The organism is Pseudomonas sp. DTU_2021_1001937_2_SI_NGA_ILE_001, assembly GCF_032463525.1.
In the GTDB taxonomy this organism is placed as follows: domain Bacteria; phylum Pseudomonadota; class Gammaproteobacteria; order Pseudomonadales; family Pseudomonadaceae; genus Aquipseudomonas.
Genome location: NZ_CP135971.1, coordinates 4073533 through 4100498 on the forward strand (window position 1 = coordinate 4073533; position 26966 = coordinate 4100498).

22 protein-coding genes and 1 tRNA gene are annotated in these 26966 nt (G+C 65.0%); 18 read left to right on the plus strand and 5 right to left on the minus strand.

Features of this window, described 5'->3' with window-relative positions:
• The first annotated feature begins 167 nt into the window (after nucleotides 1-167).
• Complete coding sequence (locus RRX38_RS17720; protein WP_315960101.1) at nucleotides 168-1760, plus strand: MFS transporter; 1593 nt, start codon at nucleotides 168-170, stop codon at nucleotides 1758-1760.
• A 13-nt stretch (nucleotides 1761-1773) separates the two neighbouring features.
• Here the strand turns inward: RRX38_RS17720 and RRX38_RS17725 are convergent, their stop codons facing one another.
• Nucleotides 1774-3732, minus strand: coding sequence for a methyl-accepting chemotaxis protein (locus RRX38_RS17725; protein WP_315960102.1), 1959 nt, complete (start codon nucleotides 3730-3732; stop codon nucleotides 1774-1776).
• A 400-nt stretch (nucleotides 3733-4132) separates the two neighbouring features.
• On the opposite strand from RRX38_RS17725, the gene cydD reads away from it, so the two are divergent.
• The 6 genes from cydD to RRX38_RS17755 all read left to right on the plus strand — a co-directional run bounded on the left by cydD (nucleotide 4133) and on the right by RRX38_RS17755 (nucleotide 11581).
• On the plus strand, nucleotides 4133-5842 hold the full coding sequence (gene cydD / locus RRX38_RS17730; RefSeq protein ID WP_315960103.1) for a thiol reductant ABC exporter subunit CydD: 1710 nt from the start codon (nucleotides 4133-4135) through the stop codon (nucleotides 5840-5842).
• Nucleotides 5839-7536 (plus strand): thiol reductant ABC exporter subunit CydC, encoded by a 1698-nt coding sequence (cydC, locus tag RRX38_RS17735; RefSeq protein WP_315960104.1) that lies wholly within the window; start codon nucleotides 5839-5841, stop codon nucleotides 7534-7536. The genes cydD and cydC overlap by 4 nt, the downstream gene beginning before the upstream one ends.
• 48 nt (nucleotides 7537-7584) lie before the next feature.
• Nucleotides 7585-9189 carry a cytochrome ubiquinol oxidase subunit I gene (locus tag RRX38_RS17740; RefSeq protein ID WP_315960105.1) on the plus strand — a complete coding sequence of 535 codons (1605 nt, stop codon included), beginning with the start codon at nucleotides 7585-7587 and terminating at the stop codon, nucleotides 9187-9189.
• A 4-nt stretch (nucleotides 9190-9193) separates the two neighbouring features.
• Complete coding sequence (cydB, locus tag RRX38_RS17745; protein WP_315960106.1) at nucleotides 9194-10348, plus strand: cytochrome d ubiquinol oxidase subunit II; 1155 nt, start codon at nucleotides 9194-9196, stop codon at nucleotides 10346-10348.
• A gap of 15 nt (nucleotides 10349-10363) precedes the next feature.
• Entirely contained in the window at nucleotides 10364-10510 is a 147-nt protein-coding gene (cydX, locus tag RRX38_RS17750) for a cytochrome bd-I oxidase subunit CydX (protein ID WP_295478174.1), read from the plus strand.
• A 72-nt stretch (nucleotides 10511-10582) separates the two neighbouring features.
• Nucleotides 10583-11581: a 2-hydroxyacid dehydrogenase gene (locus RRX38_RS17755; RefSeq protein ID WP_315960107.1), complete on the plus strand. Its 999-nt coding sequence runs from the start codon at nucleotides 10583-10585 to the stop codon at nucleotides 11579-11581.
• A 228-nt stretch (nucleotides 11582-11809) separates the two neighbouring features.
• Here the strand turns inward: RRX38_RS17755 and RRX38_RS17760 are convergent, their stop codons facing one another.
• Nucleotides 11810-12262, minus strand: coding sequence for a hypothetical protein (locus RRX38_RS17760; protein WP_315960108.1), 453 nt, complete (start codon nucleotides 12260-12262; stop codon nucleotides 11810-11812).
• Between the two features lie 278 nt (nucleotides 12263-12540).
• Between RRX38_RS17760 and RRX38_RS17765 the strand changes: the two genes are divergently transcribed.
• Nucleotides 12541-12834, plus strand: a complete 294-nt coding sequence (locus RRX38_RS17765; protein WP_295478165.1) for a hypothetical protein — start codon at nucleotides 12541-12543, stop codon at nucleotides 12832-12834.
• Complete coding sequence (locus RRX38_RS17770) at nucleotides 12822-13139, plus strand: RebB family R body protein (RefSeq protein WP_315960109.1); 318 nt, start codon at nucleotides 12822-12824, stop codon at nucleotides 13137-13139. Before RRX38_RS17765 ends, RRX38_RS17770 begins: the two co-directional genes overlap by 13 nt.
• A 61-nt stretch (nucleotides 13140-13200) precedes the next feature.
• On the opposite strand, the gene RRX38_RS17775 is transcribed toward RRX38_RS17770, so the two are convergent.
• Nucleotides 13201-13277, minus strand: a tRNA-Arg gene (locus RRX38_RS17775).
• A gap of 334 nt (nucleotides 13278-13611) precedes the next feature.
• On the opposite strand from RRX38_RS17775, the gene gabD reads away from it, so the two are divergent.
• The 3 genes from gabD to RRX38_RS17790 all read left to right on the plus strand — a co-directional run bounded on the left by gabD (nucleotide 13612) and on the right by RRX38_RS17790 (nucleotide 18039).
• Nucleotides 13612-15054 carry an NADP-dependent succinate-semialdehyde dehydrogenase gene (gene gabD, locus RRX38_RS17780; protein ID WP_315960110.1) on the plus strand — a complete coding sequence of 481 codons (1443 nt, stop codon included), beginning with the start codon at nucleotides 13612-13614 and terminating at the stop codon, nucleotides 15052-15054.
• A 180-nt stretch (nucleotides 15055-15234) separates the two neighbouring features.
• Nucleotides 15235-16515, plus strand: a complete 1281-nt coding sequence (gabT, locus tag RRX38_RS17785; RefSeq protein ID WP_295478157.1) for a 4-aminobutyrate--2-oxoglutarate transaminase — start codon at nucleotides 15235-15237, stop codon at nucleotides 16513-16515.
• A gap of 156 nt (nucleotides 16516-16671) precedes the next feature.
• Nucleotides 16672-18039, plus strand: coding sequence for an HDOD domain-containing protein (locus RRX38_RS17790; RefSeq protein ID WP_295478154.1), 1368 nt, complete (start codon nucleotides 16672-16674; stop codon nucleotides 18037-18039).
• A 162-nt stretch (nucleotides 18040-18201) separates the two neighbouring features.
• On the opposite strand, the gene RRX38_RS17795 is transcribed toward RRX38_RS17790, so the two are convergent.
• Both RRX38_RS17795 and desA read right to left on the minus strand, forming a co-directional pair.
• The gene (locus RRX38_RS17795; protein ID WP_295478152.1) at nucleotides 18202-19194 is read right to left on the minus strand and encodes a GGDEF domain-containing protein; all 993 of its coding nucleotides are present in this window, start codon (nucleotides 19192-19194) and stop codon (nucleotides 18202-18204) included.
• Between the two features lie 137 nt (nucleotides 19195-19331).
• Nucleotides 19332-20516, minus strand: coding sequence for a delta-9 fatty acid desaturase DesA (gene desA, locus RRX38_RS17800; protein ID WP_315960111.1), 1185 nt, complete (start codon nucleotides 20514-20516; stop codon nucleotides 19332-19334).
• A 156-nt stretch (nucleotides 20517-20672) separates the two neighbouring features.
• Between desA and dibA the strand changes: the two genes are divergently transcribed.
• From dibA to RRX38_RS17830, 6 genes are all read left to right on the plus strand, one after another.
• Nucleotides 20673-22604 carry a phosphodiesterase DibA gene (gene dibA, locus RRX38_RS17805; protein WP_315960112.1) on the plus strand — a complete coding sequence of 644 codons (1932 nt, stop codon included), beginning with the start codon at nucleotides 20673-20675 and terminating at the stop codon, nucleotides 22602-22604.
• 183 nt (nucleotides 22605-22787) lie between these two features.
• Entirely contained in the window at nucleotides 22788-22970 is a 183-nt protein-coding gene (gene oscA, locus RRX38_RS17810; RefSeq protein WP_295478143.1) for a sulfur starvation response protein OscA, read from the plus strand.
• A gap of 128 nt (nucleotides 22971-23098) precedes the next feature.
• Nucleotides 23099-24103, plus strand: a complete 1005-nt coding sequence (locus RRX38_RS17815) for a sulfate ABC transporter substrate-binding protein (RefSeq protein WP_295478140.1) — start codon at nucleotides 23099-23101, stop codon at nucleotides 24101-24103.
• A 97-nt stretch (nucleotides 24104-24200) separates the two neighbouring features.
• Nucleotides 24201-25022 carry a sulfate ABC transporter permease subunit CysT gene (cysT, locus tag RRX38_RS17820; RefSeq protein WP_295478137.1) on the plus strand — a complete coding sequence of 274 codons (822 nt, stop codon included), beginning with the start codon at nucleotides 24201-24203 and terminating at the stop codon, nucleotides 25020-25022.
• Between the two features lie 13 nt (nucleotides 25023-25035).
• Complete coding sequence (gene cysW, locus RRX38_RS17825; RefSeq protein WP_315960113.1) at nucleotides 25036-25908, plus strand: sulfate ABC transporter permease subunit CysW; 873 nt, start codon at nucleotides 25036-25038, stop codon at nucleotides 25906-25908.
• A 3-nt stretch (nucleotides 25909-25911) separates the two neighbouring features.
• Nucleotides 25912-26901 carry a sulfate/molybdate ABC transporter ATP-binding protein gene (locus tag RRX38_RS17830; protein ID WP_295478131.1) on the plus strand — a complete coding sequence of 330 codons (990 nt, stop codon included), beginning with the start codon at nucleotides 25912-25914 and terminating at the stop codon, nucleotides 26899-26901.
• The last annotated feature ends 65 nt before the right edge of the window (nucleotides 26902-26966 follow it).

Here is a 26966-nt window from a genome sequence, read left to right on the forward strand (position 1 = left end):
CAAGCCTGACTATGCCGCCCACTCCGCTTGAAAGATTGCGTGGATGTGTCGCGCTGCCCGGCTGGGTGATTGGGCACATGGATGCAAGCTGGCCGCTGGCTTCGCAGCGATAGTGAAGCTTTTTCCGCGCGGGCCTTGCCGGTCCGCCGCAGCGCCGCGAGCCCGCCATGCCTACGACCCGTACCGCCACCGCTTCACCCTGGAAACCCCTGCAGGTGAAAGTCTTCTTCTGGCTGTGGCTGGCCAGTATCGCCTCCAACATCGGCACCTGGATGCACGAGGTCGGCTCCGGCTGGCTGATGACCAGCCTGTCGGCCAGCCCGCAGGCGGTGGCCCTGGTGCAGGTCGCCGGGGCGCTGCCGGTGTTCCTCCTGGCCCTGCCGGCCGGGGCACTGGCCGACATCGTCAACAAGCGTCGCTACCTGCTGGCCGTGCAGCTGTGGATGGCCGGCGTGGCGCTGGTGCTCACCCTGCTGACCCTGAGCGGGCAGATGACCGTGCCGTTGCTGTTGCTGCTGACCTTCGCCATGGGCATCGGCAGCGCGCTGATGATGCCAGCCTGGTCGGCCCTGGCGCCGGAGATCGTGCCGCGCGAAGACGTTCCGGCGGCGGTGGCGCTGTCGAGCCTGGCGATGAACGTGGCGCGGGCCATCGGCCCGGCGATAGCCGGCGTACTGGTCAGCCTCAGCGGCCCCTGGCTGACCTTCGCCCTCAACAGCGTGTCGTTCCTGGCGGTGATCATTGCCCTGTACGCCTGGCGCCACCAACCGTTGCCTTCGGTGCTGCCGGCCGAGCGCTGGCTGGGTGCGATGCGCGCCGGGGTGCGTTATGCGCATGGCTCGCGGCCGCTGCGTGCGGTGCTGGTGCGCACCGCCGCGTTCTTCGTCGGCGCAGTGTCGGGCATGGCGCTGCTGCCGTTGCTGGTGCGCCGCGAAATCGGCGGCAGCGCCCTGGACTACGGCATCCTGCTCGGTTGCGTGGGCGCCGGTGCGATTCTCGGCGCGATGCTGCTGCCGCGCCTGCGCGCACGCTTCGACCCGGACCGCATCGTCATGGCGGCCAGCCTGCTGTACGCCGTGGTGCTGTTGGGCCTGGCCGGCATCCGCTCCATCGCCGGCCTGGCGCCGGTGATGCTGCTCAGCGGTGTGGCCTGGATCGCGGTGCTCAGCAGCCTGCAGGTGGCAGTGCAGACCAGCGTCGCTTCCTGGGTGCGGGCACGCGCGGTGTCGCTGTACATCCTGGTGTTCTTCGGCTGTTCGGCGGGTGGCGCGGCGGCCTGGGGCGCGGTAGCCAGCCACGGGTCGATGGCCATGGCGTTCAGCGGTGGTGCGCTGGTGCTGGTGCTGGGCCTGGTGCTGCGCTGGCGCTTTCCGTTGCCGGTGACGCACATGGACGACCTGCAGCCGTCGCTGCACTGGCCGGCTCCGGTGCTCGACGAACAGATGAGCGCCGAGCGTGGCCCGGTGATGATCACCGTGGAGTACTGCATCGCTGCCGAGCACGCCGCTGCGTTCCATAAGGCCATGCAGGCGGTCAGCCGCATGCGGCGACGCAACGGGGCGTTTTCCTGGGGGCTGATGCAGGACAGCGAGAACCCGCGCTGCTGGAAGGAATACTTTTTCGAGGAATCGTGGCTGGAGCATCTGCGCCACCACGACCGGGTGACCCGCGCCGACCAGAAGCTGGAAGCGGCGGCGCGGCGTTATCAGGACAAAGACGTAGCGGTGAAGATCCGCCACCTGCTGGCGGCCCGGGAATGAGCCGCCTTGCGGCTCAGGCGACCTTGAAGCGCTTGACCAGGTCCTGCTGGTGTTCGGCCAGGCGCGCCAGTTCCTGGCTGGTCACCGCGGTCTGTTGGGCTCCGGCGCTGACCTGAATCACCAGGTCATTGATCTCGTTGACGTTGCGGCTGATGTCCTCGGCGACCGCGCTCTGTTCCTCGGCCGCCGAAGCGATCTGGATATTGCGGTCGCTGATGCTGGTCACGCCTTCGGCGATTTCGTCGAGCAGGGCGCCAGCGCGCACGATGTTGTTGGCCCCGGCCTGGGCCTTGCCGAGGGTTTCCTGCATCGACTGGCTGGCGCGATCCGAGCCGTTCTGCAGGTTGCTGATCATCTGCTGGATGCTGCCGGTGGACTGCTGGGTCTTCTGCGCCAGGTTGCGCACCTCATCGGCGACCACCGCGAAGCCACACCCGGCCTCGCCGGCCCGGGCCGCTTCGATGGCCGCGTTGAGGGCCAGCAGGTTGGTCTGCTCGGCGATGCTGCGGATCACGTCGAGTACCGAGGAAATCGCGTCGCTCTCCTGTTTCAGCTCGCCGATGATCCTGGCGGTTTCTTCGGCCTGGTTCGACAGTTCGCGAATCAGCCCGATGGTGTGCTCCACCTCGCTGCGGCCCTGGGTGGTGTGGCGGCTGATCTGCTGCGACATCTGCGCCGCGTCGTTGGTGCTGCGCGCCACGTCGCGCACGGTGGTGCTCATCTCGGTGATGGCAGTGGCCACCAGTTCGGTGCTCTGGCGCTGTTGCTCGACACTACGGCTGGTCTCCACGGTGACGGCCGAGGACTCTTCGGCGGCGGTGGCCACCTGTGCCGTGGCGTTGCTGATTTCTTGAACGATGTGGGTGATTTGCGCCGCCATGTCGTTGAGGTCAGTGGCGATCCGCCCGAACTCGTCACGGCTGCGGTAGCTTGAACGCGCGGTCAGGTCACGCTGCGACAGGCTTTGCAGGGTGCTGGTCACGTCACGCACCGCCAGGTCGATGTTGCGGATGATCAGGTACGACAGCACACCGACCGCCACCAGGGCTGCCAGTGCAGCGGCGACGGTCAGCCACAGTTCCAGGCTGGCATGGTCGCGGGCGTCCTGGGCCAGGGCGCGGACTTCCAGCCCCAGGTTGTTTTCCACCTCGCCCATCAGGTCGATGCGCCGGGTCGCGGTTTCGAACCAGGCTTCGGGCTTGATGCCCAGCGCCGTGCCCAGCGGCAGTTCGAAGGCCAGACGTTGCAGGCGGCTGACCTCCTGGGCGCTGGCGTCTTTCATGCGCTCATCGAGTTGCGCCAGCAACTCGGCGGGCGCCTTGCGGCGGAAGTTTTCCGCATAGGCGGTGAACTCGCCCAGGTTACGGCTGAAGCGCGACAGCAGGGGGGCATCGAAGCTGCCCTGGCTGAAGGCCAGGCCCAGCACCACACGCTCGCGGCCAGCGCGCTCCTTCATTTCGATGAACTGGTTGAGGGCACTGAGGGCGTGGATGATCTGCGGGTCATTGATGCGCGCTTCCAGGGAATGGGTGTAGCCGACCAGCCTCTGGATGATTTCGGTGTAGCGCGCACCGGAGTCGGTACTGGTTACGCCCAGCGCGTCGATCTGATTGCGCAGCGTGGTCAGGCCATCCAGCACGCTCAGGGTCTGTTCCAGTTCGCTGCCGCGGGTGCTGAGCGCCTTGGCCGACGTCAGTGCCTGGTCGGTGCCCTGGCGCATGCGTGCCAGTTGGTCACGCATCGAGGTGCCCTTGCTGCCGAGGAACACACCGCTGGCGCCGCGTTCGCGCTGCAGGGTGGTGATCAGCTGGCTGAGCTTCTGCGCCGAGGCACTGGCGTCCACCGTGGCGTCCATGTCGCGCAGGATCCTGGTGTTGTCGATGACGCTGCCGGTGGCCAGCCACAGGAAGCCGAGGGTCGGCAGGATGAGTATCAGCAGCAGCTTCAGGCGCAGCGGAGCGTTCTTGAGCATAGTCCTTCAAGCCTCAATGGGGCGGCCGCCGGATCGGTCGGCGGTAGCGAAACGGGGGGCAAACTTATTGTTGGGGGCCGGCGAAGGTTGTCTTTCCATTGGCTTCCAGAAGTGCTGGGCCAGGCTACAGGCAGCCTGCCCGGCACCTGTGGCGCAACGCGCTCGTAGCCGGCCTGCAGGCTGATGCATGTCTCGTACCCGCTTGCCAGTGAACAGAACTCTAGCGACTGATGGCATGCCGCCATTGATCTGCGTCAGTTAATGGCGGTCACCCCTGCTTTAGCATGGCTCCTAGCCATCAAGGCCCATGCCCGTCGAGGAACGACGGCGTCGTTACAGGCTGCTCCGCCGCGCCAAAGGCCTGGCCCGGGCGACCTCTCCAGCGAATCAGTGGCGTGCCGTGAACACTGTCTCCCCTTGCGAACCTTGTGCACCACGACCGAGCAGCGCTTCGGAGGATGCCCGCGTCTGGTGCGTACAGGCGTCGGTCTACCGGCCCAACCGCCGTGGCGCTTTGTTGCAGACCCTGGGCGGCATGCTGTGGCTGTTGCAGGCCGCCGCCATCGCCTGGGCCGTGCAGGGGCTGCTCGACGGGCAGGGCATGGCGCGGGTGTGGCCTGCCGCGCTGGCGCTGCTGGTGCTCGGGACAGTGCGCAGCCTGGCCGAGAGCCGGGGTAACCGCTTGCTGTACCGCACTGCACGCGCTCATCTCAGCCTCTTGCGTGAACACGCCGTGGCGACACTGGCGCAGCGTTCGCCGCTGGATACCCGCCGCGCCGCTTCGGGCCAGGCGGCCAGTGTGCTGGCCGAGCAGGCCGAAGCCGTGCTGCCTTACCTGGTGCGCTACCTGCCCGTGCAGCAGCGGGTCATGACCCTGCCTGTGTTCATTCTCCTGGCGGTGGCCTGGCATTCCTGGCTGGCCGCCGCCGTCTTGTTGCTGGCCGCGCCGTTGATTCCGCTGTTCATGGCCCTGGTGGGCTGGCGTGCCAAGGCCGCCAGCGAAGCGCAACTGGTGGAGATGGGCGGCATGAATGCCTTCCTGCTCGACCGCCTGCGCGGCCTGACCACCTTGCGTGCCCTGCGCGCCGTCGAGCTGACCGCCGCGCGGGTCGAGGCTTCGGCCTTGTCGCTGCGCCAGCGCACCCTGCGGGTGTTGCGCATCGCCTTCCTGTCGTCGGCGGTGCTGGAGCTGTTCTCTGCCCTGGGTGTGGCGCTGGTGGCGGTGTACATCGGCTTCCACCTGCTGGGCTACCTGCCGTTCGGCGCCTGGGGCCAGACCTTGAGCCTGGGCCAGGGACTGTTCGTGCTGCTGCTGGCGCCGGCGTTCTTCGAGCCGCTGCGCGACCTGTCGGCGGTCTGGCATGACCGCGCCGCCGGCGTCAGTGCCCTGCAGGCGCTGGCCGAGTTGAGCGAGCAGGGCGCGGCCTTGCCGCCGACTGCGGCGCCCTGTGCGACGCCTGGCCTGGCGGTGAGCGTCGAGGCACTGAGCGTGGCGCATGCCGGCGCGGCACGGGCGGCTTTCGAAGGTGTATCGCTGCAGGTCGCCCAGGGCGAACACCTGGCGATCACCGGGCCCAGCGGCAGCGGGAAATCCACGCTGCTGGCCGCCATCGCCGGGTTGCTGCCGCTCCAGGCCGGGCGCCTGACACTGGGCGTGGCACCGGGGCAAATCGGCTGGATCGGCCAGAAGCCGCATATCTTCGCTGGCACCGTGCGGCACAACATCAGCCTGGGCCGCCCGACGGTGGGCGCCCAGGAAGTCGACAAGGCGCTCGCCAGCGCCTGCCTGCAAGAGGTTGAACAGGCGCGTGCCGGGCGGATGCTCGGAGAGGGCGGCCTCGGGCTGTCCGGCGGTGAAGGGCTGCGCCTGGCCCTGGCGCGGATTGCGGCCGACCCGTCTATTCGCCTGATCCTCGCCGATGAACCCACGGCGCACCTGGACCGCCAGACCCGTGCCGAGGTCACCGCGGCACTGCTGGAGCTGGCGCGTGAGCGCACCTTGATCGTCGCCACCCATGATCCAGCGCTGGCCGCAGCGGTGGGTCGTCAGCTGCCGCTGCAACGGCTGTGTCAGCCCAGCACCCCGGTTCGACTGGAGGTGGCCTCATGAGCGGCAAGCGCTTGGCCTCGCTGCGTCCCATCCTGGCGCTGTTCTGGGCCGAACGTCGCACCCTGCTGCTGGTCGGTGCCATGTTGGCGGCCCTGACCGTGCTGTGCGGCATGGCGCTGCTGGGCTTGTCGGGATGGTTCATCAGCGCCACCGCCATCGCCGGCCTGAGTGCCGCCACGGCGCTGGCCTTCGACGTGTTCATGCCGTCGTCTGGCATTCGCCTGTTCACCCTGGGACGCACCTTTGCCCGCTACGGCGAACGCCTGGCCACCCACGACGCGACCCTGGCGGTACTGGCCGCGTTGCGGGTGCGGCTGTTTCGCGGCTGGGCACAACCCCGCGCCGCCCGGCAACTGGCCCTGCGCCCGGCGCGCCTGCTGTTTCGCCTGACCTGCGACATCGACGCCCTGGATTCGCTGTACCTGCGCGTGCTGGTCCCGCTGGGTGCCGCGCTGGCCGCAGTTCTGGCGGCGAGCGTGGCCCTGGGGGCGGTGGACCTGCGCCTGGGCCTGGTGGTGCTGGCGCTGATGGTGGTGACTACGCTGCTGGTGCTGCGCAGCACCTGGCTGGGCTCGCTGCGTCCGGCCCAGCGGCGTACGCAGGCCCTGGAAAGCCTGCGGGCCCAGGCCGCCGACCTGGTGGCCGGGCAGACCGAGCTGTTGATGGCCGGACGCCTGGCGGCGCAAGGCAGACACCTGGCCGCCAGCGATGCGCGTCTGGCGCACTGCGACGACCAGTTGAACCGCCTGGACAACCGTGCCGGCCTGGCGTTCGGCGTGCTGGGCAGCGTGCTGCTGGCGCTGACCCTGCTGGTGGCCGGCTGGCTGGTTTCGGTGGAAGCCATTGATGTGCCGGTGGCGGTGTTCGCCGTGTTGCTGGCGCTGACCGTCACCGAGCCGCTGGCCGCTTTGCGTCGCGGTGCGCTGGAAATGGGACGCACCACCCTGGCGGCGCGGCGTATCGCACCGCAATTGAGCGCTGCCGAACCGACCCGTTGCGAGGGTTCGCCGCCTGCCGGGCCGGTGGTGCAGGTACGCCGGGCCTGTGCACGCCACCCAGGAGCCGGGCGCGATGCCCTGCAGGACATCGACCTGCATATCGAGGCCGGCGAGCGAGTGGCGCTGGTGGGCTGCAGTGGTGCCGGCAAGTCCTCATTACTGGCCTTGCTCAGTGGCGAACTGGCCCTTCGCAGCGGCGAGGTTCGGGTGACCTCCGCGCAGGGCTGGCTGACCCAGCGCACCGAGCTGTTCCAGGACAGCCTGCGCGACAACCTGCTGCTCGCTGCGCCCACTGCCAGCGACGCGCAGCTGTGGCAGGCGCTGGACGCGGCCGGGTTGGGCGACCCCCTGCGGGCCTGGCCCGAGGGTTTGGACACGCGGCTGGGCGAGGGCGGCCAGGGGCTTTCCGGCGGCCAGGCCCGACGCCTGGCCCTGGCTCGCCTGCTGCTGCAGAACGCACCGCTCTGGCTGCTCGACGAACCCAGCGAAGGCCTGGATGGCGCCACCGCCCGCCAGGTGCTGGCCGGGCTGGATCGTGCCGACCAAGGCCGCGCCTGGCTATTGGTCACGCACCTGCGCCGTGAGGCAGCGCTGGCCGACCGGCTGCTGGTGCTGGAGGGCGGGCGTGTCTGTGCCGCCTGGCCGCGTGGCAGCCAAGGATTCGACACGGTACTGGCGGGCCTGCGCCCCGACTGACCGACCCCGTTTTGAGCTTTTGAATGTGAACCCTTAGAGGAAAAAGACATGGACTTTGACATAGTCAGCCTGTCGCGATTGCAGTTTGCGCTGACCGCGCTCTATCACTTCCTGTTCGTCCCCCTGACGCTGGGTCTGTCGATCCTGCTGGCGATCATGGAAACCATCTACGTGATGACCGGCCGGGTGATCTGGCGGCAGATGACCCGCTTCTGGGGCACTCTGTTCGGCATCAACTTCGTCATGGGCGTGGCCACCGGCATCGTCATGGAGTTCCAGTTCGGCATGAACTGGAGCTACTACAGCCACTACGTGGGTGACATCTTCGGTGCGCCGCTGGCCATCGAAGGACTGATGGCATTCTTCCTGGAGGCGACCTTCGTCGGCCTGTTCTTCTTCGGCTGGGACAAGCTCACCCGGGTCAAGCACCTGCTGGTGACCTGGCTGATGGCCCTGGGCACCAACCTCTCGGCGCTGTGGATCCTGATTGCCAACGGCTGGATGCAGAACCCGGTGGGCGCGGTGTTCAACCCGCAGACCATGCGCATGGAAGTCAGCGATTTCTACGCGGTGCTGACCAACCCGGTGGCCCAGGCCAAGTTCGTGCATACCGTGTCGGCCGGCTACGTGTGCGGGGCGATCTTCGTGCTGGGCATCTCGGCCTGGTACCTGCTCAAGGGCCGGCATGTCGACCTGGCCAAGCGTTCGATGACCGTGGCGGCGTCGTTCGGCCTGGCGGCCTCGCTGTCGGTGGTGGTGCTGGGTGACGAAAGCGGCTACCTGTCCAGCGAACACCAGAAGATGAAACTGGCGGCCATCGAAGCCATGTGGGACACCGAGCCGGCCCCGGCGGCCTTCACCGCCTTCGGCTTTCCCGACCAGCAGGCCCGCGAGACCCACTACGCGGTGCATATTCCGTGGGTAATGGGCCTGATCGGCACCCGCTCGCTGGACACCGAAATGCCCGGCATCAAGGACCTGGTGGTCAGCGCCGAGGCGCGCATCCGCCGCGGCCTGCTGGCCTATGACGCGCTGGAGGAGATCCGCGCCGCAGGCTCGACCACACAGATTTCCCCGGCGCTCAAGGAGGCCTTCGAAAGCAACGGCAGCGAGCTGGGCTACGCCCTGTTGCTCAAGCGCTATGTCGATGACCCGCGTCAGGCTTCGGACGCACAGATTGCCCAGGCCGCCTGGGATACCGTGCCGCAGGTGGCGCCGCTGTTCTGGTCGTTCCGCGTCATGGTCGCCCTGGGCATGTTCTTCATCGCCCTCACCGCGGCGTTCTTCTGGTTGTCGGCGCGTCATCGCCTGGAGCGCTACCGCTGGCTGCTGCGTCTGGCGGTGTATGCCATCCCGCTGCCCTGGGTGGCCATCGAGGCCGGCTGGTTCGTCGCCGAGTACGGTCGCCAGCCCTGGGTGATCGAAGGCGTGCTGCCCACCGCTGTGGCGGTGTCGAGCCTGGGTGTGAAGACCCTGCTGCTGACCATCGCCGGTTTCGTGGCGATCTACAGCGTGCTGCTGGTCATCGAGCTGAAGCTGATGTTCAAGGCGGTCAAGCACGGCCCGGACCTGGAGCCGGAGCAGATCGGCCTCGGCCATCCGAGCCCGGCCAGCGTGGCCACTCGCCAACCCGTCTTCCAGCCTGCGGAGTGAAATCATGATCCTGCATGAACTTCTGAACTACGACACCCTGCGTGTCATCTGGTGGGTGCTGCTGGGCGTGCTGCTGGTCGGCTTCGCCGTGATGGACGGCTTCGACCTCGGCACCGGCATGCTGCTGCCGTTCATTGGCAAGACCGACCTGGAGCGGCGGGTGGTGATCAACGCCGTGGGACCGACCTGGGAGGGCAACCAGGTGTGGCTGATCCTCGGGGGCGGTGCCATCTTCGCCGCCTGGCCGCAGCTGTACGCGGTGTCGTTCTCCGGTTTCTACCTGGCGATGTTCGCCATCCTGGTGGCGCTGATCCTGCGCCCGGTGGCCTTCAAGTACCGCAGCAAGCGCGAGTCGACTGCCTGGCGCAGCCGCTGGGACTGGGCGCTGTTCGTCGGTGGCTTCGTGCCGACGCTGATCTGCGGCGTGGCGGTGGGCAACGTATTGCTCGGCGTGCCGTTCCGCCTCACTCCGGACATGCACATCCACTACGACGGCACCTTCTTCGGCCTGCTCAACCCCTTCGCGGTGCTGTGCGGCCTGGTCTCGGTGGCCATGCTGACCACCCATGGCGCCGCCTGGCTGCGCATCAAGACCGACGGCCCGGTGGCCGAGCGCGCCCGTGCGGTCGGCAGCGTCAGCGCGCTGCTGACCGTCGTCCTGTATGCCTTGGCCGGTGTGGCACTGTGGAAGTGGGTGGATGGCTACAGCATCACTTCGACGATCAACAGCACCGGGCCGTCCAACCCGCTGTTCAAGACTGCTGCCGTGACCAGCGGCGCGTGGTTGCGCAACTACGCCGAGCACGGCTGGATGCTCGCCGCCCCGGCGCTGGGCTTCGCCGGCCTGCTGCTGACCTTCGCGCTGATGCGCGCACGCCGCGACAACCTGGCGATGCTCACCAGCGGCCTGGGCATTGCCGGCATCATCGTTTCGGTGGGTGCGTCGATGTTCCCGTTCATCCTGCCGTCGACCGTCGATCCGCGCTTCAGCCTGACCGTGTGGGACTCGTCGAGCAGCCACATGACGCTGTTCATCATGTTGGTCTGCACGGCGATCTTCATGCCGCTGATCCTGGCCTACACCACCTGGGTCTACGCAGTGCTGTGGGGCAAGGTCGATGCGAAAGCCATCGAAAACCCACACAACCACGCTTACTGAGTTAGGAGACACGTCATGTGGTATTTCGCCTGGTTACTCGGCCTGCCTCTGGCCGCCGCCTTCGCCGTGCTCAACGGCATGTGGTTCGAACTGACCGAAGACAACGATGTGCGTCGCTCGCTGATGAGCGACATTCCCGAGCAGGATCGCGTACAGCGCTGATACTGTTCAGGCACCGGCCGGGGCCGCGGCGCCATGCGCCCGGCCCCGGCGTGTTCATCAAAGGAACTGCCCATGGACATCGCTTTCTTCAGCGCCCAACCCTACGACCAGCGTTTCTTCGATCAGGCTCTGCAGCGTGACGACGCCTGCAGCGGCCTGCAGCTGACCTACCTGGCGCCGACGCTGTGCGCCGAGACGGTCAGGCTCGCCCAGGGCTTCGAGGCTGTGTGCGTGTTCGTCAACGACCAGCTGGACGCCGGCGTGCTTCAGGCGCTGGCCAACTATGGCGTGCGTGCGGTGCTGCTGCGCTGCGCCGGCTTCAACAACGTCGACCTCGACACAGCCCGCCGCCTGGGGCTGTTCGTCGCCCGTGTGCCGGGTTACTCGCCCGAAGCGGTGGCCGAACACACCCTGGCCCTGGTGATGACCCTCAACCGCCACACGCATCGCGCCTACAACCGCGTACGCGAGGGCAACTTCATGCTCGAAGGGCTGCTGGGCTTCAACCTGCATGGCAAGACCGTCGGCATCGTCGGCACCGGGCAGATCGGCCTGGCCACGGCGCGGATCTTCAAGGGCTTCGGCTGCCGCGTGCTGGGCTTCGACCCGTTCCCGGCAGAAGCCTTCAATGAGACGGGCGAGTACGTGACGCTGGAACGACTGCTGGCCGAGGCGGACATCGTCAGCCTGCATTGCCCGCTCAGCGACGGCACCCGCCACCTGATTCGCGCCGAGACCCTGGCGCAGATGAAGCCTGGCGCCATGCTGGTGAACACCTCCAGGGGCGGGCTGATCGACACCCTGGCGGTGATCGAGGCACTCAAGAGCCGCCAGCTCGGCGCCCTGGCCATCGACGTGTACGAACAGGAAAGCCAACTGTTCTTCCAGGACCGTTCCAGCGACCACATCGACGACGAAGTCTTCCTGCGCCTGACCACCTTTCCCAACGTGCTGATCACCGGCCACCAGGGCTTCTTCACCCGCGAGGCACTGGAGCAGATCGCCGAGGTGACCCTGGCCAACCTGCGGTGTTTCGTCGAGGGGCGGGGGTGTGAGAATGGGGTGGCGTGAGGTGCAGGTGAGAGCGGCTGCAGTCAGAGCTATCCGGTCGGCGTGGAATTGAATCGCCTTGCATCACCACCCCCTGTTGCGCAATACTGCGGGGCATCGGAGTGACTGACCAGATGAGACCGAGCACTCCCCAGCGGTGAAAACCGTAGTCGCGCAAGGCGGCTCGCAAGTGGTGTCTGGATCGCAATATTCGAAGAAGGCGCCTATGGCGCCTTTTTTCGTTTCTGGCTACCGCCGAGTTGAAACCCTTTCCCCTGCATAGACCTTGGAACACAAAAGGCCGAATCCCATACGGCCGGACAACTGAGGCGCTGGCATGTCTCGACCTTGCGGATAGGCACTTTCAACCACGAGATACAGATCTTGCAGATGGCGATCCTCTTTGCGAGCTCTGCGCAGCTCGAAGAACACGTAGTACGGCCCTTGCGGTGTTTCGATCTGGGTGACATGTGCCCAATTGCGCTGCGCGGCTGTCTGGTGGACCTTCGTTGCAGGATGGGTAAAGCTCGAAATCACTCCTGGCAACCTGTGGGAAAGGGTGTAGCGCGACTCGCAAAATGTGCGAGGTCGGCCGCCATGATCCTCAAGGATCGGACGCTCTGGGTCATGTGTAGCCGCATCGTAGGCAGTGGTGAAGGTATGGTTCGTAAACCGCACATGAATGCGCAGATCTTTCTTCACGCGCTCACTCGACAGTACCAGTTGGAAAGGATTCAGGTGATCCAGGCAGTAAGTCCTGTCCTGGACTGCCAGAGGTGCAAAGTACGGTTTGTGCAAACGGCTTCCCTGCGAGACAAGATTCACGAGCGGGCATTCTAATCGTGCAGCTTGCGCAAGGTCTGTCAGCAGGTGCTTCTGGTGGTGCCAGAGACTGATCCTTGCAGCTTGGCGAGTACGTTCAGGCCTCGCAGGCTGTGCTAGCGTTGGAACATGCCTGCCAATAAGAATGTGAGGTCACCATGTCGAGCGCCAAGGACCCTGATGAGCCGCCCGGCCTGCTGTTCAAGCCTCAGGAGCTGCTGGTGCGTGAGGCGCTCGGCCTGACCGGCCCTGCGCCCGACGGCGTTCCTGCACTGTTCGGCAAACAGGCCTTGGCCGCCCAGGCCGTGGTGGCCCACAAGCTCGATGGCGACGCTACGCCGCAGGTGCTGGTCATGCTCTGCGAGACACCCCGGCTGACGGCAGTCTGTGCCGGCGCCGGTTTTGCAACGCCCCCGTGGATCGAACAGGAGTTCGCCGCATGCCCCCCGTGAATGAGCAGATCACCGACGCCGTCACCCAGAGCAACGTCAAGGTACTGGGTGAGTCGCCGCCCATGGCGATGAGCACCCTCTACCAGGCCATGGCCCGCTCCAGCGGCATCCTTTTCGAGAACGCCGTCAGTGCCCAGCAACAGCAGAACACCCTGGCCCAGGCGGCGAGCAACCAGGGGGTGATGCAGATCTACAACGTCGACACCAGTGCCGCTGCGGGGGCTACCGAGCGCATTGGCCAGACGGGTGTGGCGGATAACCTGACCAGTTTGCTGACGGTGCTCAACGCATTCAGGCAGTCGTAGCCACCAGTTTTCTGCAGGCAACAAAAAAGGCCCAGGTCTTCACCTGGGCCTTCATCGTATATGGCGCACTTGGCGGGATTCGAACCCACGACCCCTGCCTTCGGAGGGCAGTACTCTATCCAGCTGAGCTACAAGTGCAACGCGGGCGCCATGATACTCATCTCAAGCGCACACGTCCACGCTGGCGACGCTGTGTCGTTGATTGCGCACAATTTATTGTCTGTGTCTGACAGCGGAGCGAGCAAAATTGTCCGTGTTCGATGGGGTGTTCTTTTTTTTGAACAGCCTATTGTTCTTTTTTTCACCAGTGCCTAGGATGCGTTTGAGATTTCAAACGCTCCTGTTCGGCCTTCCCGCCTGTTAAGCTTCCTGGCTCGGAAACGGCGAATAACAATTTCGTGGTGGTGCCTGCCCTGGCGCCATTTCTATATCAGCTCGCTCCGCCGGTGTGCGGTGCATTCAGGAGGCCCCCATGCAGCTCAAGGATTCCAAACTGTTCCGCCAGCAAGCCTATATCAATGGTGCCTGGCTGGACGCCGACAGCGGTCAGACCATCAAGGTCAACAACCCTGCCACCAACGAGATTCTGGGCACCGTGCCGAAGATGGGTGCCGCCGAAACCCGCCGTGCCATCGAAGCCGCCGACAAGGCCCTGCCGGCCTGGCGTGCGCTGACCGCCAAGGAACGTGGTGCCAAGCTGCGTCGCTGGTATGAGCTGATGATCGAGAACCAGGACGATCTGGCGCGCCTGATGACCCTGGAGCAGGGCAAACCGCTGGCCGAAGCCAAAGGCGAGATCGGCTACGCGGCCTCGTTCATCGAGTGGTTCGCCGAAGAGGCCAAGCGCGTCTACGGTGACGTGATTCCCGGTCACCAGCCGGACAAGCGTCTGATCGTTCTCAAGCAGCCGATCGGCGTGACTGCGGCCATCACCCCGTGGAACTTCCCGGCGGCGATGATCACTCGTAAAGCCGGCCCGGCCCTGGCCGCTGGCTGCACCATGGTGCTCAAGCCTGCTTCGCAGACCCCTTATTCCGCCCTGGCCCTGGCCGAGCTGGCCGAGCGTGCCGGCATTCCGGCTGGCGTGTTCAGCGTGATCACCGGCAGCGCCGGCGAAGTGGGCAGCGAGCTGACCGGCAACCCGATCGTGCGCAAGCTGTCGTTCACCGGCTCCACCGAGATCGGTCGCCAACTGATGGCCGAATGCGCCAATGACATCAAGAAGGTGTCCCTGGAGCTGGGCGGTAACGCGCCGTTCATCGTGTTCGACGACGCCGACCTGGATAAGGCCGTCGAAGGCGCGATCATTTCCAAGTACCGCAACAACGGCCAGACCTGCGTTTGCGCCAACCGTATCTACGTGCAGGACGGTGTCTACGACGCGTTCGCCGAGAAGCTCAAGGTCGCCGTGGCCAAGCTGAAGATCGGTAACGGCCTGGAAGACGGCATCACCACCGGCCCGCTGATCGACAGCAAGGCCGTGGCCAAGGTCAAGGAACACATCGACGACGCCGTGAGCAAGGGCGCCAAGGTGCTGTTCGGTGGCAACAGTCTGGAAGGCACCTTCTTCGAGCCGACCATTCTGGTCGACGTACCGAAGACCGCTGCCGTGGCCAAGGAAGAAACCTTCGGCCCGCTGGCGCCGCTGTTCCGCTTCAAGGACGAGGCCGATGTCATCGCCATGTCCAACGACACCGAATTCGGCCTGGCTTCGTACTTCTATGCGCAGAACATGAGCCGTGTGTTCCGTGTCGCCGAAGCGCTGGAGTACGGCATGGTGGGTATCAACACCGGCCTGATCTCCAACGAGCTGGCGCCGTTCGGCGGTATCAAGTCCTCGGGCCTGGGCCGTGAAGGCTCCAAGTACGGCATCGAAGACTACCTGGAAATCAAATACCTCTGCCTGTCGATCTGATCCGGCGGCGAGTTTTGTCATCGACGGGGCGCGAGAGCGACGCCTCGTCGATGTGTTGCTGTACCAACCCCCCAAGGGTGGCCGGAAGGCCGCGCCAGTCGATCATCGCATGCTGGCCCGGTTGATTCCCGCTGCTGCTTCCTTGCAACACGCCGACGATGAGCGGCGAATGAGGACCCCATGAGCAAGACCAACGAATCCCTGCTGCAACGCCGTGCCGCCGCTGTTCCCCGTGGCGTGGGCCAGATCCACCCGATCGTCGCCGAGCGCGCCGAAAACGCTACCGTGTGGGACGTCGAAGGCCGCGAATACATCGACTTCGCGGGCGGCATTGCCGTACTGAACACCGGCCACCTGCACCCGAAAGTGGTGGCAGCCGTTCAGGAACAGCTGACCAAGCTGTCGCACACCTGCTTCCAGGTACTGGCCTACGAACCCTACATCGAGCTGTGCGAAGAAATCGCCAAGCGCGTACCGGGTGACTTCGCCAAGAAGACCCTGCTGGTGACCTCCGGCTCCGAAGCCGTAGAGAACGCCGTGAAGATCGCCCGTGCTGCCACCGGCCGTGCTGGCGTGATCGCCTTCACCGGCGCCTACCACGGCCGCACCATGATGACCCTGTCGCTGACCGGCAAGGTCGTGCCGTACTCGGCCGGCATGGGCCTGATGCCAGCTGGCGTATACCGCGCCCTGGCACCTTGCGAGCTGCACGGCGTGAGCGAAGACGAGTCCATCGCCAGCATCGAGCGCATCTTCAAGAACGATGCCCAGCCGCAGGACATCGCGGCGATCATCATCGAGCCAGTGCAGGGCGAAGGCGGTTTCTACGTCAACTCCCCGGCCTTCATGCAGCGCCTGCGCGCCCTGTGCGACCAGCACGGCATTCTGCTGATCGCTGACGAAGTGCAGACTGGCGCCGGTCGTACCGGTACCTTCTTCGCCACCGAGCAACTGGGCGTGGTGCCGGACCTGACCACCTTCGCCAAGTCCGTCGGCGGCGGCTTCCCGATCTCCGGCGTCAGCGGCAAGGCCGAGATCATGGACAAGATCGCTCCCGGTGGCCTGGGCGGTACCTACGCCGGCAGCCCGATTGCCTGTGCCGCGGCCTTGGCCGTGCTGAAGGTGTTCGATGAAGAGAAACTGCTGGAGCGCTCCAACGCCGTGGGCGAGAAGCTCAAGGCCGGCCTGCGTCAGATCGCCGAGAAGCACAAGGTCATCGGCGACGTGCGTGGCCTGGGTTCGATGGTTGCCATCGAGCTGTTCGAAGGCGGCGACCACAGCAAGCCGGCCGCCGAGCTGGTGGGCAAGATCGTTGCCCGTGCTCGCGAGAAAGGTGTGATCCTGCTGTCGTGCGGCACCTACTACAACGTCATCCGCTTCCTGATGCCCGTCACCATCCCTGACGCGCAGCTGGATAAAGGTATCGCCCTGGTCGCCGAGTGCTTCGACGAACTGGCCTGATGAGGGCCTGACCGAACGGCAGGCAGTGCCTGCTGTCTGGATCTGTGAAGAAACCCGCTTCGGCGGGTTTTTTCATGTCTTGCGGGTATTTTTCCGTGGATGGCTATATCCGGCGAGCGGCTTTGGCTAAGGTGAACGCATCGATGTCGGAGGGTCATGATGACCGCTGTGGATTTACTTGGGGTGCCAAGGGTGTTGATCGCCGAGTCCGATCCCTGGGTTCGTGAAACGATCAGCGACCTGGTCCTGAGCGTGCGTGATGATGTCGAACTGGAAATGTGTACCGATGGCAGGCAGGCCGTCGAATGGATGAAGAAACATTCGCCTGACCTGATCATCGCGGCGCGCGAGTTGCCCGCCATTGATGGTCTCAGCCTGTTGCGCGGCGTGCGCCAGATGCGCCGGCAGCCTCCAGTTCCGTTCATTCTGCTCAGCAGCCGCAATGACAGCGCCAGTGTGCGTGAGGTCTTGCCGCTGGCGCCGACTGCCTACCTGACCAAACCCCTCAACAGTGAGGGGCTGCGTCAGCGCCTGCGTGCCCTGTTGGTGGAATGCTCCGCCGACGGGCCGAGCATGCTGCCAGGCATGACCCTGGCCAAGTTCATCGAAAAGCGCCGTGACACCGCCGATGCCGCGCCGTTGTGCGTGAACGTCGGCGATGCCCTGCGCCTGTGCCAGGGTAGCAAGGGGCTGGACGTGCACTTGCTGGAACAGGAGCTGCGCAACGACCCGCACGTGACCGCCGTACTGATCGCCTCGGCCAATACCGCTGCCCAGCACTTGGGCAAGCCGGTGCAGACGCTCGGCGCTGCCCTGGAGATGCTGGGTGCGGTACAGAGCGCGCAGATCGTCTCGGCACTGGGCAAGAAGCGCGTGGCCACGCTGACCCACGACGGGCTGCAGGCGCGGGCCAATGCGCTGTGGCTGATGTCGCAACGCACGGCCGATTACGCGCGGATCCTCGGGCGCATGCTGGAACTCAACGTCGAGCGCTGTTTCACCGCCGGGCTGCTGCAAGCACTGGGCGAACTGGCGGTGCTGGGTGTACTGCAAGAGTGGCTGTTCACCGGTGGCAAGCTGGATGACGCCACCATCGGCCAGATGCTCGAACAGCATTCGGCGTCGTTCGGATCTGCACTGCGCACGCGCTGGCGATTGCCGCTGGAGCTGCGCGAACTCATCGCCGCGGTCTATCAATACAACACCGGGGTCTTCACCCGCGAAGTGCTGGCCATGAACCTGGCCGGCGACATGGCGCGGCTGAGCGACGAGCAAAGCGTAACGTTGTTGCTGAAATCCAAGCCGGCGCGTCTGCTGAAACTGGGCGTCGAGGACCTGCAGCGCTTGCGCAAGAAACTCACCGGCGTGACCGACCCGAGCCTGCGCGCGCCGCTGCCGCTGGTGGCCAGCGAAGCCGCCGAAGCGCCCGATCCGGAAGATGACCTGCCTGACCTGCTGGACCTTACGCCGGAACCGGAGCGTTCGCTGGATGAGCCGGAGCAAGACCCGGCCGAAGAGAAGTAACCGGTCGCAGAAGCGTCAGTAGGAGCGGCTTCAGCCGCGAAAGGGCCGAAAAATTCCCTGCATCTGCTGTGAACGTGTGGTCTATTCGCGGCTGAAGCCGCTCCTGCCCGGTCGCAAAGCGCTTAATCGAACAGTATTGCGGCTACAGTCGTTTCTATTAGGTCAGCCCAGGACGATCTGGTCCTTGCCCTGGCGCTTGGCCTGGTACATCGCCTCATCCGCACGTGCATAGAGCACTTCCAGACTGTGGTCGTCCTCGGTCAGGCTGGTCAGCCCCTGACTGGCGGTGATGCTGAAGGTCTGCTCGCCTACCTGGAAACTCTGCCGCTGGATCTCGCGCTGCAGGCGCTCGGCGATCTGCAGGGCAATGTCCGGCGCGCAACCGGGGAAGATCGCCGCGAACTCCTCGCCACCTATGCGCCCGAACAGGTCGCCACGCCGCAAGGTGTTGCGGCCGCTTTCGGCAATGCGTTGCAGCACCGTGTCACCGGTCTGGTGGCCGTAGGTGTCGTTGATCTTCTTGAAGTCATCGATATCCAGCAGCAGGAACGACAAGGGCGTACCTTGCAGGCGGGCCATCTCGAATTCGCGCTGGGCGCACTCGAAGAAATGCCGGCGGTTGCTGCTCTGGGTCAGCACGTCGGTGGTAGCCAGGCGCTGCAGCTCGTCTTCCAGGCGTTTTTTCTCGGTGATGTCTTCGGCGATGCCCACCACCACCAGGCGCTGGCCGGGGTCGAGGCGCTGGCTGACGAAGCATTTGTCGCTGAGCCAACGCACCTCGCCATCGGCGCGAATGATGCGGTATTCACGGTCTTCGATGGCGCCCTTGTCGATCACCTCGCTGAGACTGCGCTCGGCGTAGTTGAGGTCATCAGGGTAGATGCTGTCGCGCCACTGGCTGTAGTCGGCCAGCAGCAGGCCCGCCGAGCGACCGAAGATGCGCTCGTAGGCCGGGCTGACATAGATCATGCGCTGGGTTTCCCAGTCGAAGGCCCACAGCACGGCGTTGACGCTAACCAGCAAAGAGCTGAACAGCTGCTCGCGCTCGCTGAGCCGGGCGACTTCGGCCTGGGCATGCATCAGTGCCAATAGGGTCTCGGCGGGGACGGGCATCTCGCTGTCCGACGCGGTGGAGACGAGGTAGGGTTTTTCCATGGACGAGTCATCTCGAACGACGCGCAACGGAGGCGCGTCGTTACGTCGTTTGTAGGTTCTGGATGACTGTATTGAGCGAAATTTCCGCAATAAGTTCCGGAATCGGCGCGCCCTAGAAGGGGCGCCGATCGACGGAGTCAGGCATGAACAGGGCGCAGCGAGTAGGTCTTGAGCTGGCTGGCGAAGTCACGCAGCGACTGGATACCGCTGCTCTCGGCCTCGTGGATCCACTCCTTGATGGCCGCGAGCATGTCGTGGCTGTTGCTGCTGGTCTTGAGCCAGATCTGCTGCAGGGCCAGGCGTTTTTCGTAGATCACCTTGAGGGCCTGGCTGTGTTCCAGCATGTGCTGGATGCGCAGGCGGTGCTGGTCGCTGAGCAGGCTGGTTTCCCGCGACAGCAGACGCTTGGCGCGGTGGAAGCGCGGGCGCAGCGAGGCGTCCACACGGGCCAGTTCCTGCGCCAGCAGCGGAGCGGTGACCTGCTTGCGGTACTGGGCCATGACCTGGAAGCGGTTGCTGAGCAGCGCCGCCGCCGTGTCGCGGTCGATGTCCTGCTTGCCAGGCACCCGGTGGGCCACCGGGGCGACGCGCTGCACCCTGGCCAGGCGCAGGGCGCTGAACACCTTGATCCACGCCCAGCCCATGTCGAACTCCCAGGGCTTCACGGACATCTTTGCCGAGTTGGGGTAGGTGTGGTGGTTGTTGTGCAGCTCTTCGCCGCCGATGACGATGCCCCAGGGCACCAGGTTGGTCGCCGCGTCGCGGCATTCGAAGTTGCGGTAGCCCACCGCGTGGCCCAGGCCGTTGACCACCCCGGCGGCCCAGAACGGAATCCAGATCATCTGCACCGCCCAGACGGTGATGCCCAGCGCGCCGAACAGCAGCACGTCGATGAGTGCCATCAGGGCAATGCCGAGGAAGCGGTAGCGCGTGTACAGGTTGCGCTCGATCCAGTCGTCCGGGCAGTTCTTGCCGTACTGGCGCAGGGTGTCAGGGTTGGCGGCCTCGGCGCGGTACAGCTCGGCACCGCGCAGCAATACGGTAGACAACCCCTTGACCACCGGGCTGTGCGGGTCCTCGGCGGTTTCGCACTTGGCGTGGTGCTTGCGATGGACTGCGGTCCATTCGCGGGTGTTCTGGCCGGTGGTCAGCCACAGCCAGAAGCGGAAGAAATGTTTGAGGCCGGCGTTCAGCTCCAGTGAGCGATGCGCGGAATAGCGGTGCAGGTAGACCGTGACGCTGATGATGGTCACGTGAGTCATGACCAGCGTGACGGCGATCAGTTGCCAGACCGAGAGGTCGAGTAAACCGTTGTACCACATAGGCTGCAGTGCCCTCGCAAGTGGCGGGTGAGTAAAAAATGAGCAGCCAGCATTATCGCCACACCAGCGCGGAAAGCCAGATGTGCCAGCACGGAAGCGTCGCAGGATGTTTCTTACTTTATAATCGCCGGCCTGGGTAAGGATGTGTGTTCTGTTATGACGGATTTGTCGCGAAAAGCGCTGGGGGCCGCCATTTTCCATGGCTGGCTGACGTTTCTGTGGTGGCTGTCCAGCGAGTATCTGTTGCCATTCTGGGTGCATGACCCGGCGCGCCTGCAGCAATGGCAGCAGACGAGCGGTTACCTGTGGCTGGTCCTCAGTGCCCTGGCGCTGTTCCTGTTGCGCCGCCCGCTGGTGCGCTGGCTGGGGGGTGAAGAGCTGCAGCGCCGCCAGGACGCCGATCACGACCGGCTGCGTATCGCCTCGGCAGTGTTCGACAGCACCCGCGAAGGCGTGCTGGTGACCAACGACAAGGGCCAGATCGTGCACGTCAACCGCGCCTTCGTGGACATCACCGGCTACCAGCCCGAAGAAGTGCTCGGGCGCAACCCGAGCACGTTCAAGTCCGGCCGCCACGATGCGTCCTTCTACACGCGCATGTACCAGGCCATTGGCGCGCAGGGCCAGTGGAGCGGGGAGATCTGGAACCGCCGCAAGAGCGGCGAGGTGTATCCGCAGTGGCAGAACATCAGTGGCATTCAGGGCAACGATGGCCGTGTACGCCACTACGTGGCAGTGTTCTCCGACCTGTCGGCGATCAAGCGTTCCGAGCAGGAGCGCATGCAGATGGCGCACTACGACGCCCTGACCGGCCTGCCCAACCGCCTGCTGCTCACCGACCGTGCCACCGAGGCGGTGGCGGCTGCTCGCGAGGCCAAACGCGGCTGCGCGATGCTGCTGGTCGACCTCGATCATTTCAAGAACATCAACGACAGCCTGGGGCACAGTCGCGGCGACCAGTTGCTCAAGGCCGTGGCCGAGCGCCTGAACGGCTGCTTCGGAACCGAGGTGACCCTGGCGCGCCTGGGCGGCGACGAGTTCGCCCTGCTGGTGAAGAACTGCCAGCAGATGGTCCAGGCTGCTGCGCTGGCGCAGAAGGTCCTCGACGCCTTCAAGTTGCCCTTCGAGGTCGAGGGCCAGGCGCTGTTCAGCACCGCCAGCATCGGTATCAGCCTGTTTCCCAACGACGCGCTGTCGGCCGAGCAACTGCTGCGCAATGCCGATGCCGCACTGTTCAAGGCCAAGCGCCGGGGCCGCGAGGGTTATGCGCTGTACACCGAGGAACTGACCGCCCATGCCCAGCAGCGTGTGCAGCTGGCCAGCGAGTTGCGCCGTGCCATCGAGCAGGACGAGTTGCGCGTCTACTACCAGCCGGTGCATGACCTGACCACGCGGCAGATTCGCGGTGTCGAGGCCCTGGTGCGCTGGGAGCATCCGGAGCGCGGCATGGTTTCGCCAGGCGAGTTCATTCCGGTGGCCGAGCAGAGCGGGCTGATTGCCGACATCGACGATTGGGTGCTGCGCGCGGCCTGCACGCAGATGCGCCAGTGGCAGGAGGCGCAGGCGCCGCTGTCGTTCGTGGCGGTGAACATTTCCAGCCGTCAGTTCGGCACCGGCGATCTCGATGTACAGGTCGCCAAGGTGCTGCGCGACACCGGCCTGGACCCTGGCTGCCTGGAGCTGGAAGTGACCGAGAGTGCGGTAATGAGCGACCCCGAGCAGGCCATCGAACAATTGCATCGCCTGCGCGAGCTGGGCCTGAACCTGGCCATCGATGACTTCGGCACCGGTTACTCCTCGTTGCTGCGCCTCAAGCGCATGCCGGTGCAGAAGCTCAAGATCGACCAGGGTTTCGTGGCCGGGTTGCCCGCTGATGAAGATGACGTGGCCATCGTGCGCGCGATCATCGCCCTGGCCCGGAGCATGAACATGCAGGTGCTGGCCGAAGGCATCGAAGAGCCGCAGCAGGCTGTCTTCCTGCATGACAGCGGCTGCGAACTGGGGCAGGGCTACTGGTTCGCCCGGCCGATGCCGGCGGCCATGATCGATTGGCAGCATGCACCGGATTTCCGCCTGTCGGTGGCCTGACTGCCGCCGTGCCGGGTGCGCAAGGCGCCTGGCGAACGATCGGTTGTTAAATGCCTTTTGGTTATATCTGAATTCTTAAATGGTCTTTTTAAGAATATCTTGCGCTCACTACTATGGCTCCCATGTCCGCAGCCGTTGCGGCCCATCGCGACGGTTCAGCCCAAGTCCATAGGAGTTATCACGATGAGCACTTCCCTGCGTAGCGTTGACGGTCAGGACGAAGCCACCGTTCTGCGCGAGATCCAGAGTGCCCTGCGTGACCTGCGTTTCGGTGCCGTCGAGATCACGGTGCACAACGCCCAGGTCGTGCAGATCGAGCGCAAGGAAAAATTCCGCCTGCAGAACGCCACCCACAAGTCTGGCTGAGTGCGTCAGCCGTTTCACCGGTGGGGCCTGCCTTTGCGCCCCCCGTCCGCAGCGGGCGCCTTCTGCCAGCGCGCCACGCCAAGAACAGACCTATAACGCCAACACCGCTTTCCCAGGAGCCTGACCCCATGTCCATTCGTCGTTTTGCCCTGGCTGCTCTTGCGAGCGCCGTATTTGCCGGCTCGGCCGTTGCCAAGGATTATGAGCTGCTCAACGTGTCCTACGACCCGACCCGTGAGCTGTACCAGGAGTACAACGCCGAGTTCGCCCAGCACTGGAAGAACAGCCACCCCGCCGACAACGTGGTCATCAAGCAGTCCCACGGCGGCTCGGGCAAGCAGGCTCGTGCGGTGATCGACGGCCTGCGTGCCGACGTGGTGACCCTGGCCCTGGCCGGTGACATCGACGAGGTCGCCAAGCTGGGCAAGAGCCTGCCCGAGGACTGGCAGAAGCGCCTGCCGGATGCCAGCACGCCATACACCTCGACCATCGTGTTCCTGGTGCGCAAGGGCAACCCGAAGAACATCAAGGACTGGGATGACCTGATCAAGAAAGACGTCTCGGTCATCACCCCGAACCCCAAGACCAGCGGTGGCGCACGCTGGAACTTCCTGGCCGCCTGGGCCTATGGTCTGAAGCAGGGCGGCGAGGCCAAGGCCAAGGAATACGTCACCGAGCTGTTCAAGCACGTACCGGTGCTGGATACCGGTGCGCGTGGCTCGACCATCACCTTCGTCAACAACGGCCAGGGCGACGTCCTGCTGGCCTGGGAAAACGAAGCCTTCCTGGCCCTCAAGGAAGACGGCGGCGCCGACAAGTTCGACATCGTCGTGCCTTCGCTGTCGATCCTCGCCGAGCCGCCGGTGGCGGTGGTGGACAAGAACGCCGAGAAGAAAGGCAACACCGAGATCGCCACCGAATACCTCAAGCACCTGTACAGCAAGGAAGGCCAGGAAATCGCCGCGAAGAACTTCTACCGTCCGCGAAACGCCGAGGTGGCGGCGAAATACGAGAAGCAGTTCCCTAAACTGGAGCTGGTAACCATCGACAAAGACTTTGGCGGCTGGAAAACTGCGCAGCCGAAATTTTTCAACGATGGCGGCGTATTCGACCAGATCTACCAGGCTCAGTGATGAGCTGTAGGAGCGCCGCCGCGCGCGGTGCTCCAGGTTGGGTCAAAGAGGAGCCCGGGCCTGTGCCCGGGTTGCTGTCAGTCAACCAGGGACCTTTATGTCGCGTCGTATTTCTCCTGTCATACCCGGCTTCGGGCTGACACTGGGCTACACCGTGGTGTACCTCAGTCTGATCGTGCTGATACCGCTGGCGGCGATGTTCGTGCATGCCGCGCAACTGAGCTGGGATCAGTTCTGGACCATCGTCACCGCACCACGGGTACTTGCCGCGCTGAAGCTCAGCTTCGGCACCGCGCTGTGCGCCGCCATCATCAACGGCATCATCGGCACCCTGCTGGCCTGGGTGCTGGTGCGCTACACCTTCCCCGGACGCAAGATCATCGAGGCGATGATCGACCTGCCGTTCGCACTGCCCACCGCCGTGGCCGGTATCGCGCTCACCGCGCTCTACGCGCCCAATGGCTGGGTCGGGCAGTTCGCCACCGACTTGGGCTTCAAGATCGCCTACACGCCGCTGGGCATCACCCTGGCGTTGACCTTCGTGACCTTGCCGTTCGTGGTGCGGACGGTGCAGCCGGTGCTGGCCGACATCCCGCGTGAAGTCGAAGAAGCCGCTGCCTGTCTCGGCGCCCGCCCGTTGCAGGTGTTCCGCCATGTGTTGCTGCCGGCACTGCTGCCCGCCTGGCTGACCGGCTTTGCCCTGGCCTTCGCCCGTGGCGTGGGCGAGTACGGCTCGGTGATCTTCATCGCCGGCAACATGCCGATGAAGACCGAGATCCTGCCGCTGCTGATCATGGTCAAGCTCGACCAGTACGACTACACCGGCGCCACCGCCATCGGCGTGATGATGCTGGTGGTTTCCTTCATCCTGTTGCTGCTGATCAACCTGCTGCAGCGGCGCATCGAAACCCCGAACTGAGGAGCGAACCATCATGTCTCATTCGTCGGTTTCCGCCGCCAGTGTGGCCAACGCCGCCCGTCGCGGCAGCCCGCTCGCCCGCCGGGTGCTGATCGGCCTGGGCTGGCTGGTGTTCCTGCTGTTCCTGGCCCTGCCGCTGTTCATCGTGGTGTCCCAGGGGCTCAAGCAGGGCTTGGGCACCTTCGTCGCCGCGATTCTGGAGCCCGACGCGCTGTCGGCGCTCAAGCTCACGATCATTGCCGTGCTGATCTCGGTGCCGTTGAACCTGGTGTTCGGGGTCAGCGCCGCCTGGTGCGTCAGCAAATACAACTTTCGCGGCAAGAGCGTGCTGGTCACCCTGATCGACCTGCCGTTCTCGGTTTCGCCGGTGATCGCCGGCCTGGTCTACGTGCTGATGTTCGGCGCCCAGGGTTTCTTCGGCCCCTGGCTCCAGGACCATGACATCCAGATCGTCTTCGCCTTGCCGGGCATCGTGCTGGCGACCATCTTCGTCACTGTGCCCTTCGTCGCCCGTGAACTGATCCCGCTGATGCAGGAGCAGGGCACCCAGGAAGAAGAGGCCGCGCGCCTGCTGGGCGCCAATGGCTGGCAGATGTTCTGGCACGTGACCCTGCCGAACATCAAATGGGGGCTGATCTACGGTGTGGTGCTGTGCACCGCCCGCGCCATGGGCGAGTTCGGTGCGGTGTCAGTGGTTTCCGGGCACATCCGCGGTGTCACCAACACCCTGCCGCTGCACGTCGAGATCCTCTACAACGAATACAACCACGTTGCGGCCTTTGCGGTCGCGAGCCTGTTGCTGGTCCTGGCGCTGTTCATCCTGCTGCTCAAGCAGTGGAGCGAGTCGCGCATCAACCGTCTGCGCCAGAACGCGGCGGAGGAATAAGTCATGTCGATCGAAGTCCGTAACGTCAGCAAGAACTTCAACGCCTTCAAGGCGCTCAACACCATCAACCTGGACATCAACAGCGGCGAGCTGGTGGCGCTGCTGGGACCGTCCGGCTGCGGCAAGACCACCCTGCTGCGCATCATCGCCGGGCTGGAAACCCCGGACCAGGGCAGCATCGTGTTCCATGGCGAAGACGTGTCCGGCCATGACGTGCGTGATCGCAACGTCGGCTTCGTGTTCCAGCACTACGCGCTGTTCCGTCACATGACCGTGTTCGACAACGTGGCCTTCGGCCTGCGCATGAAGCCGCGCGGCGAACGCCCGAGCGAGACTCAGATCAAGGCCAAGGTCCACGAGCTGCTGAACATGGTGCAGCTCGACTGGCTGGCCGACCGCTACCCGGAGCAGCTGTCCGGTGGGCAGCGCCAGCGCATCGCCCTGGCCCGCGCCCTGGCGGTGGAGCCCAAGGTGCTGCTGCTCGACGAGCCGTTCGGAGCGCTGGATGCCAAGGTGCGCAAGGAGCTGCGCCGCTGGCTGGCGCGCCTGCACGAAGATATCAATCTGACCTCGGTGTTCGTGACCCACGACCAGGAAGAGGCCATGGAGGTGGCTGACCGTATTGTGGTGATGAACAAGGGCGTGATCGAGCAGATCGGCTCGCCGGGCGAGGTGTACGAGAACCCGGCCAACGACTTCGTCTACCACTTCCTCGGCGACTCCAACCGCCTGAGCCTGGGTGGCAGCGAGCACCTGCTGTTCCGCCCGCACGAGGTGTCGCTGTCGCGTCAGGCGCTGGAAGACCACCACGCCGCCGAAGTGCGCGACATCCGCCCATTGGGCGCGACCACTCGGGTGACCCTGAAGGTCGAAGGCCAGAACGAGCTGATCGAAGCCGAAGTGGTCAAGGACCACGACAGCCTGGTGGGCCTGGCTCGGGGCGAGATGCTGTTCTTCAAGCCCAAGGTCTGGCAGAAGGTGCCGGGGCTCTGAGGCGGCGATGGCGGTTTGCTCGCGAATGCCCAGTGAGGTTTCTTCGCGAGCAAGCTCGCTCCCAC

Bases quoted from the DNA above. Each gene is read 5' to 3' on its own strand.
- RRX38_RS17720 (WP_315960101.1), top strand. From the start codon at position 168: ATGCCTACGACCCGTACCGCCACCGCTTCACCCTGGAAACCCCTGCAG.
- RRX38_RS17725 (WP_315960102.1), bottom strand. From the start codon at position 3,732: ATGCTCAAGAACGCTCCGCTGCGCCTGAAGCTGCTGCTGATACTCATC.
- cydC (WP_315960104.1), top strand. From the start codon at position 5,839: ATGAGCGGCAAGCGCTTGGCCTCGCTGCGTCCCATCCTGGCGCTGTTC.
- RRX38_RS17740 (WP_315960105.1), top strand. From the start codon at position 7,585: ATGGACTTTGACATAGTCAGCCTGTCGCGATTGCAGTTTGCGCTGACC.
- cydB (WP_315960106.1), top strand. From the start codon at position 9,194: ATGATCCTGCATGAACTTCTGAACTACGACACCCTGCGTGTCATCTGG.
- cydX (WP_295478174.1), top strand. From the start codon at position 10,364: ATGTGGTATTTCGCCTGGTTACTCGGCCTGCCTCTGGCCGCCGCCTTC.
- RRX38_RS17755 (WP_315960107.1), top strand. From the start codon at position 10,583: ATGGACATCGCTTTCTTCAGCGCCCAACCCTACGACCAGCGTTTCTTC.
- RRX38_RS17765 (WP_295478165.1), top strand. From the start codon at position 12,541: ATGTCGAGCGCCAAGGACCCTGATGAGCCGCCCGGCCTGCTGTTCAAG.
- RRX38_RS17770 (WP_315960109.1), top strand. From the start codon at position 12,822: ATGCCCCCCGTGAATGAGCAGATCACCGACGCCGTCACCCAGAGCAAC.
- gabD (WP_315960110.1), top strand. From the start codon at position 13,612: ATGCAGCTCAAGGATTCCAAACTGTTCCGCCAGCAAGCCTATATCAAT.
- gabT (WP_295478157.1), top strand. From the start codon at position 15,235: ATGAGCAAGACCAACGAATCCCTGCTGCAACGCCGTGCCGCCGCTGTT.
- RRX38_RS17790 (WP_295478154.1), top strand. From the start codon at position 16,672: ATGATGACCGCTGTGGATTTACTTGGGGTGCCAAGGGTGTTGATCGCC.
- RRX38_RS17795 (WP_295478152.1), bottom strand. From the start codon at position 19,194: ATGGAAAAACCCTACCTCGTCTCCACCGCGTCGGACAGCGAGATGCCC.
- desA (WP_315960111.1), bottom strand. From the start codon at position 20,516: ATGTGGTACAACGGTTTACTCGACCTCTCGGTCTGGCAACTGATCGCC.
- dibA (WP_315960112.1), top strand. From the start codon at position 20,673: ATGACGGATTTGTCGCGAAAAGCGCTGGGGGCCGCCATTTTCCATGGC.
- oscA (WP_295478143.1), top strand. From the start codon at position 22,788: ATGAGCACTTCCCTGCGTAGCGTTGACGGTCAGGACGAAGCCACCGTT.
- RRX38_RS17815 (WP_295478140.1), top strand. From the start codon at position 23,099: ATGTCCATTCGTCGTTTTGCCCTGGCTGCTCTTGCGAGCGCCGTATTT.
- cysT (WP_295478137.1), top strand. From the start codon at position 24,201: ATGTCGCGTCGTATTTCTCCTGTCATACCCGGCTTCGGGCTGACACTG.
- cysW (WP_315960113.1), top strand. From the start codon at position 25,036: ATGTCTCATTCGTCGGTTTCCGCCGCCAGTGTGGCCAACGCCGCCCGT.
- RRX38_RS17830 (WP_295478131.1), top strand. From the start codon at position 25,912: ATGTCGATCGAAGTCCGTAACGTCAGCAAGAACTTCAACGCCTTCAAG.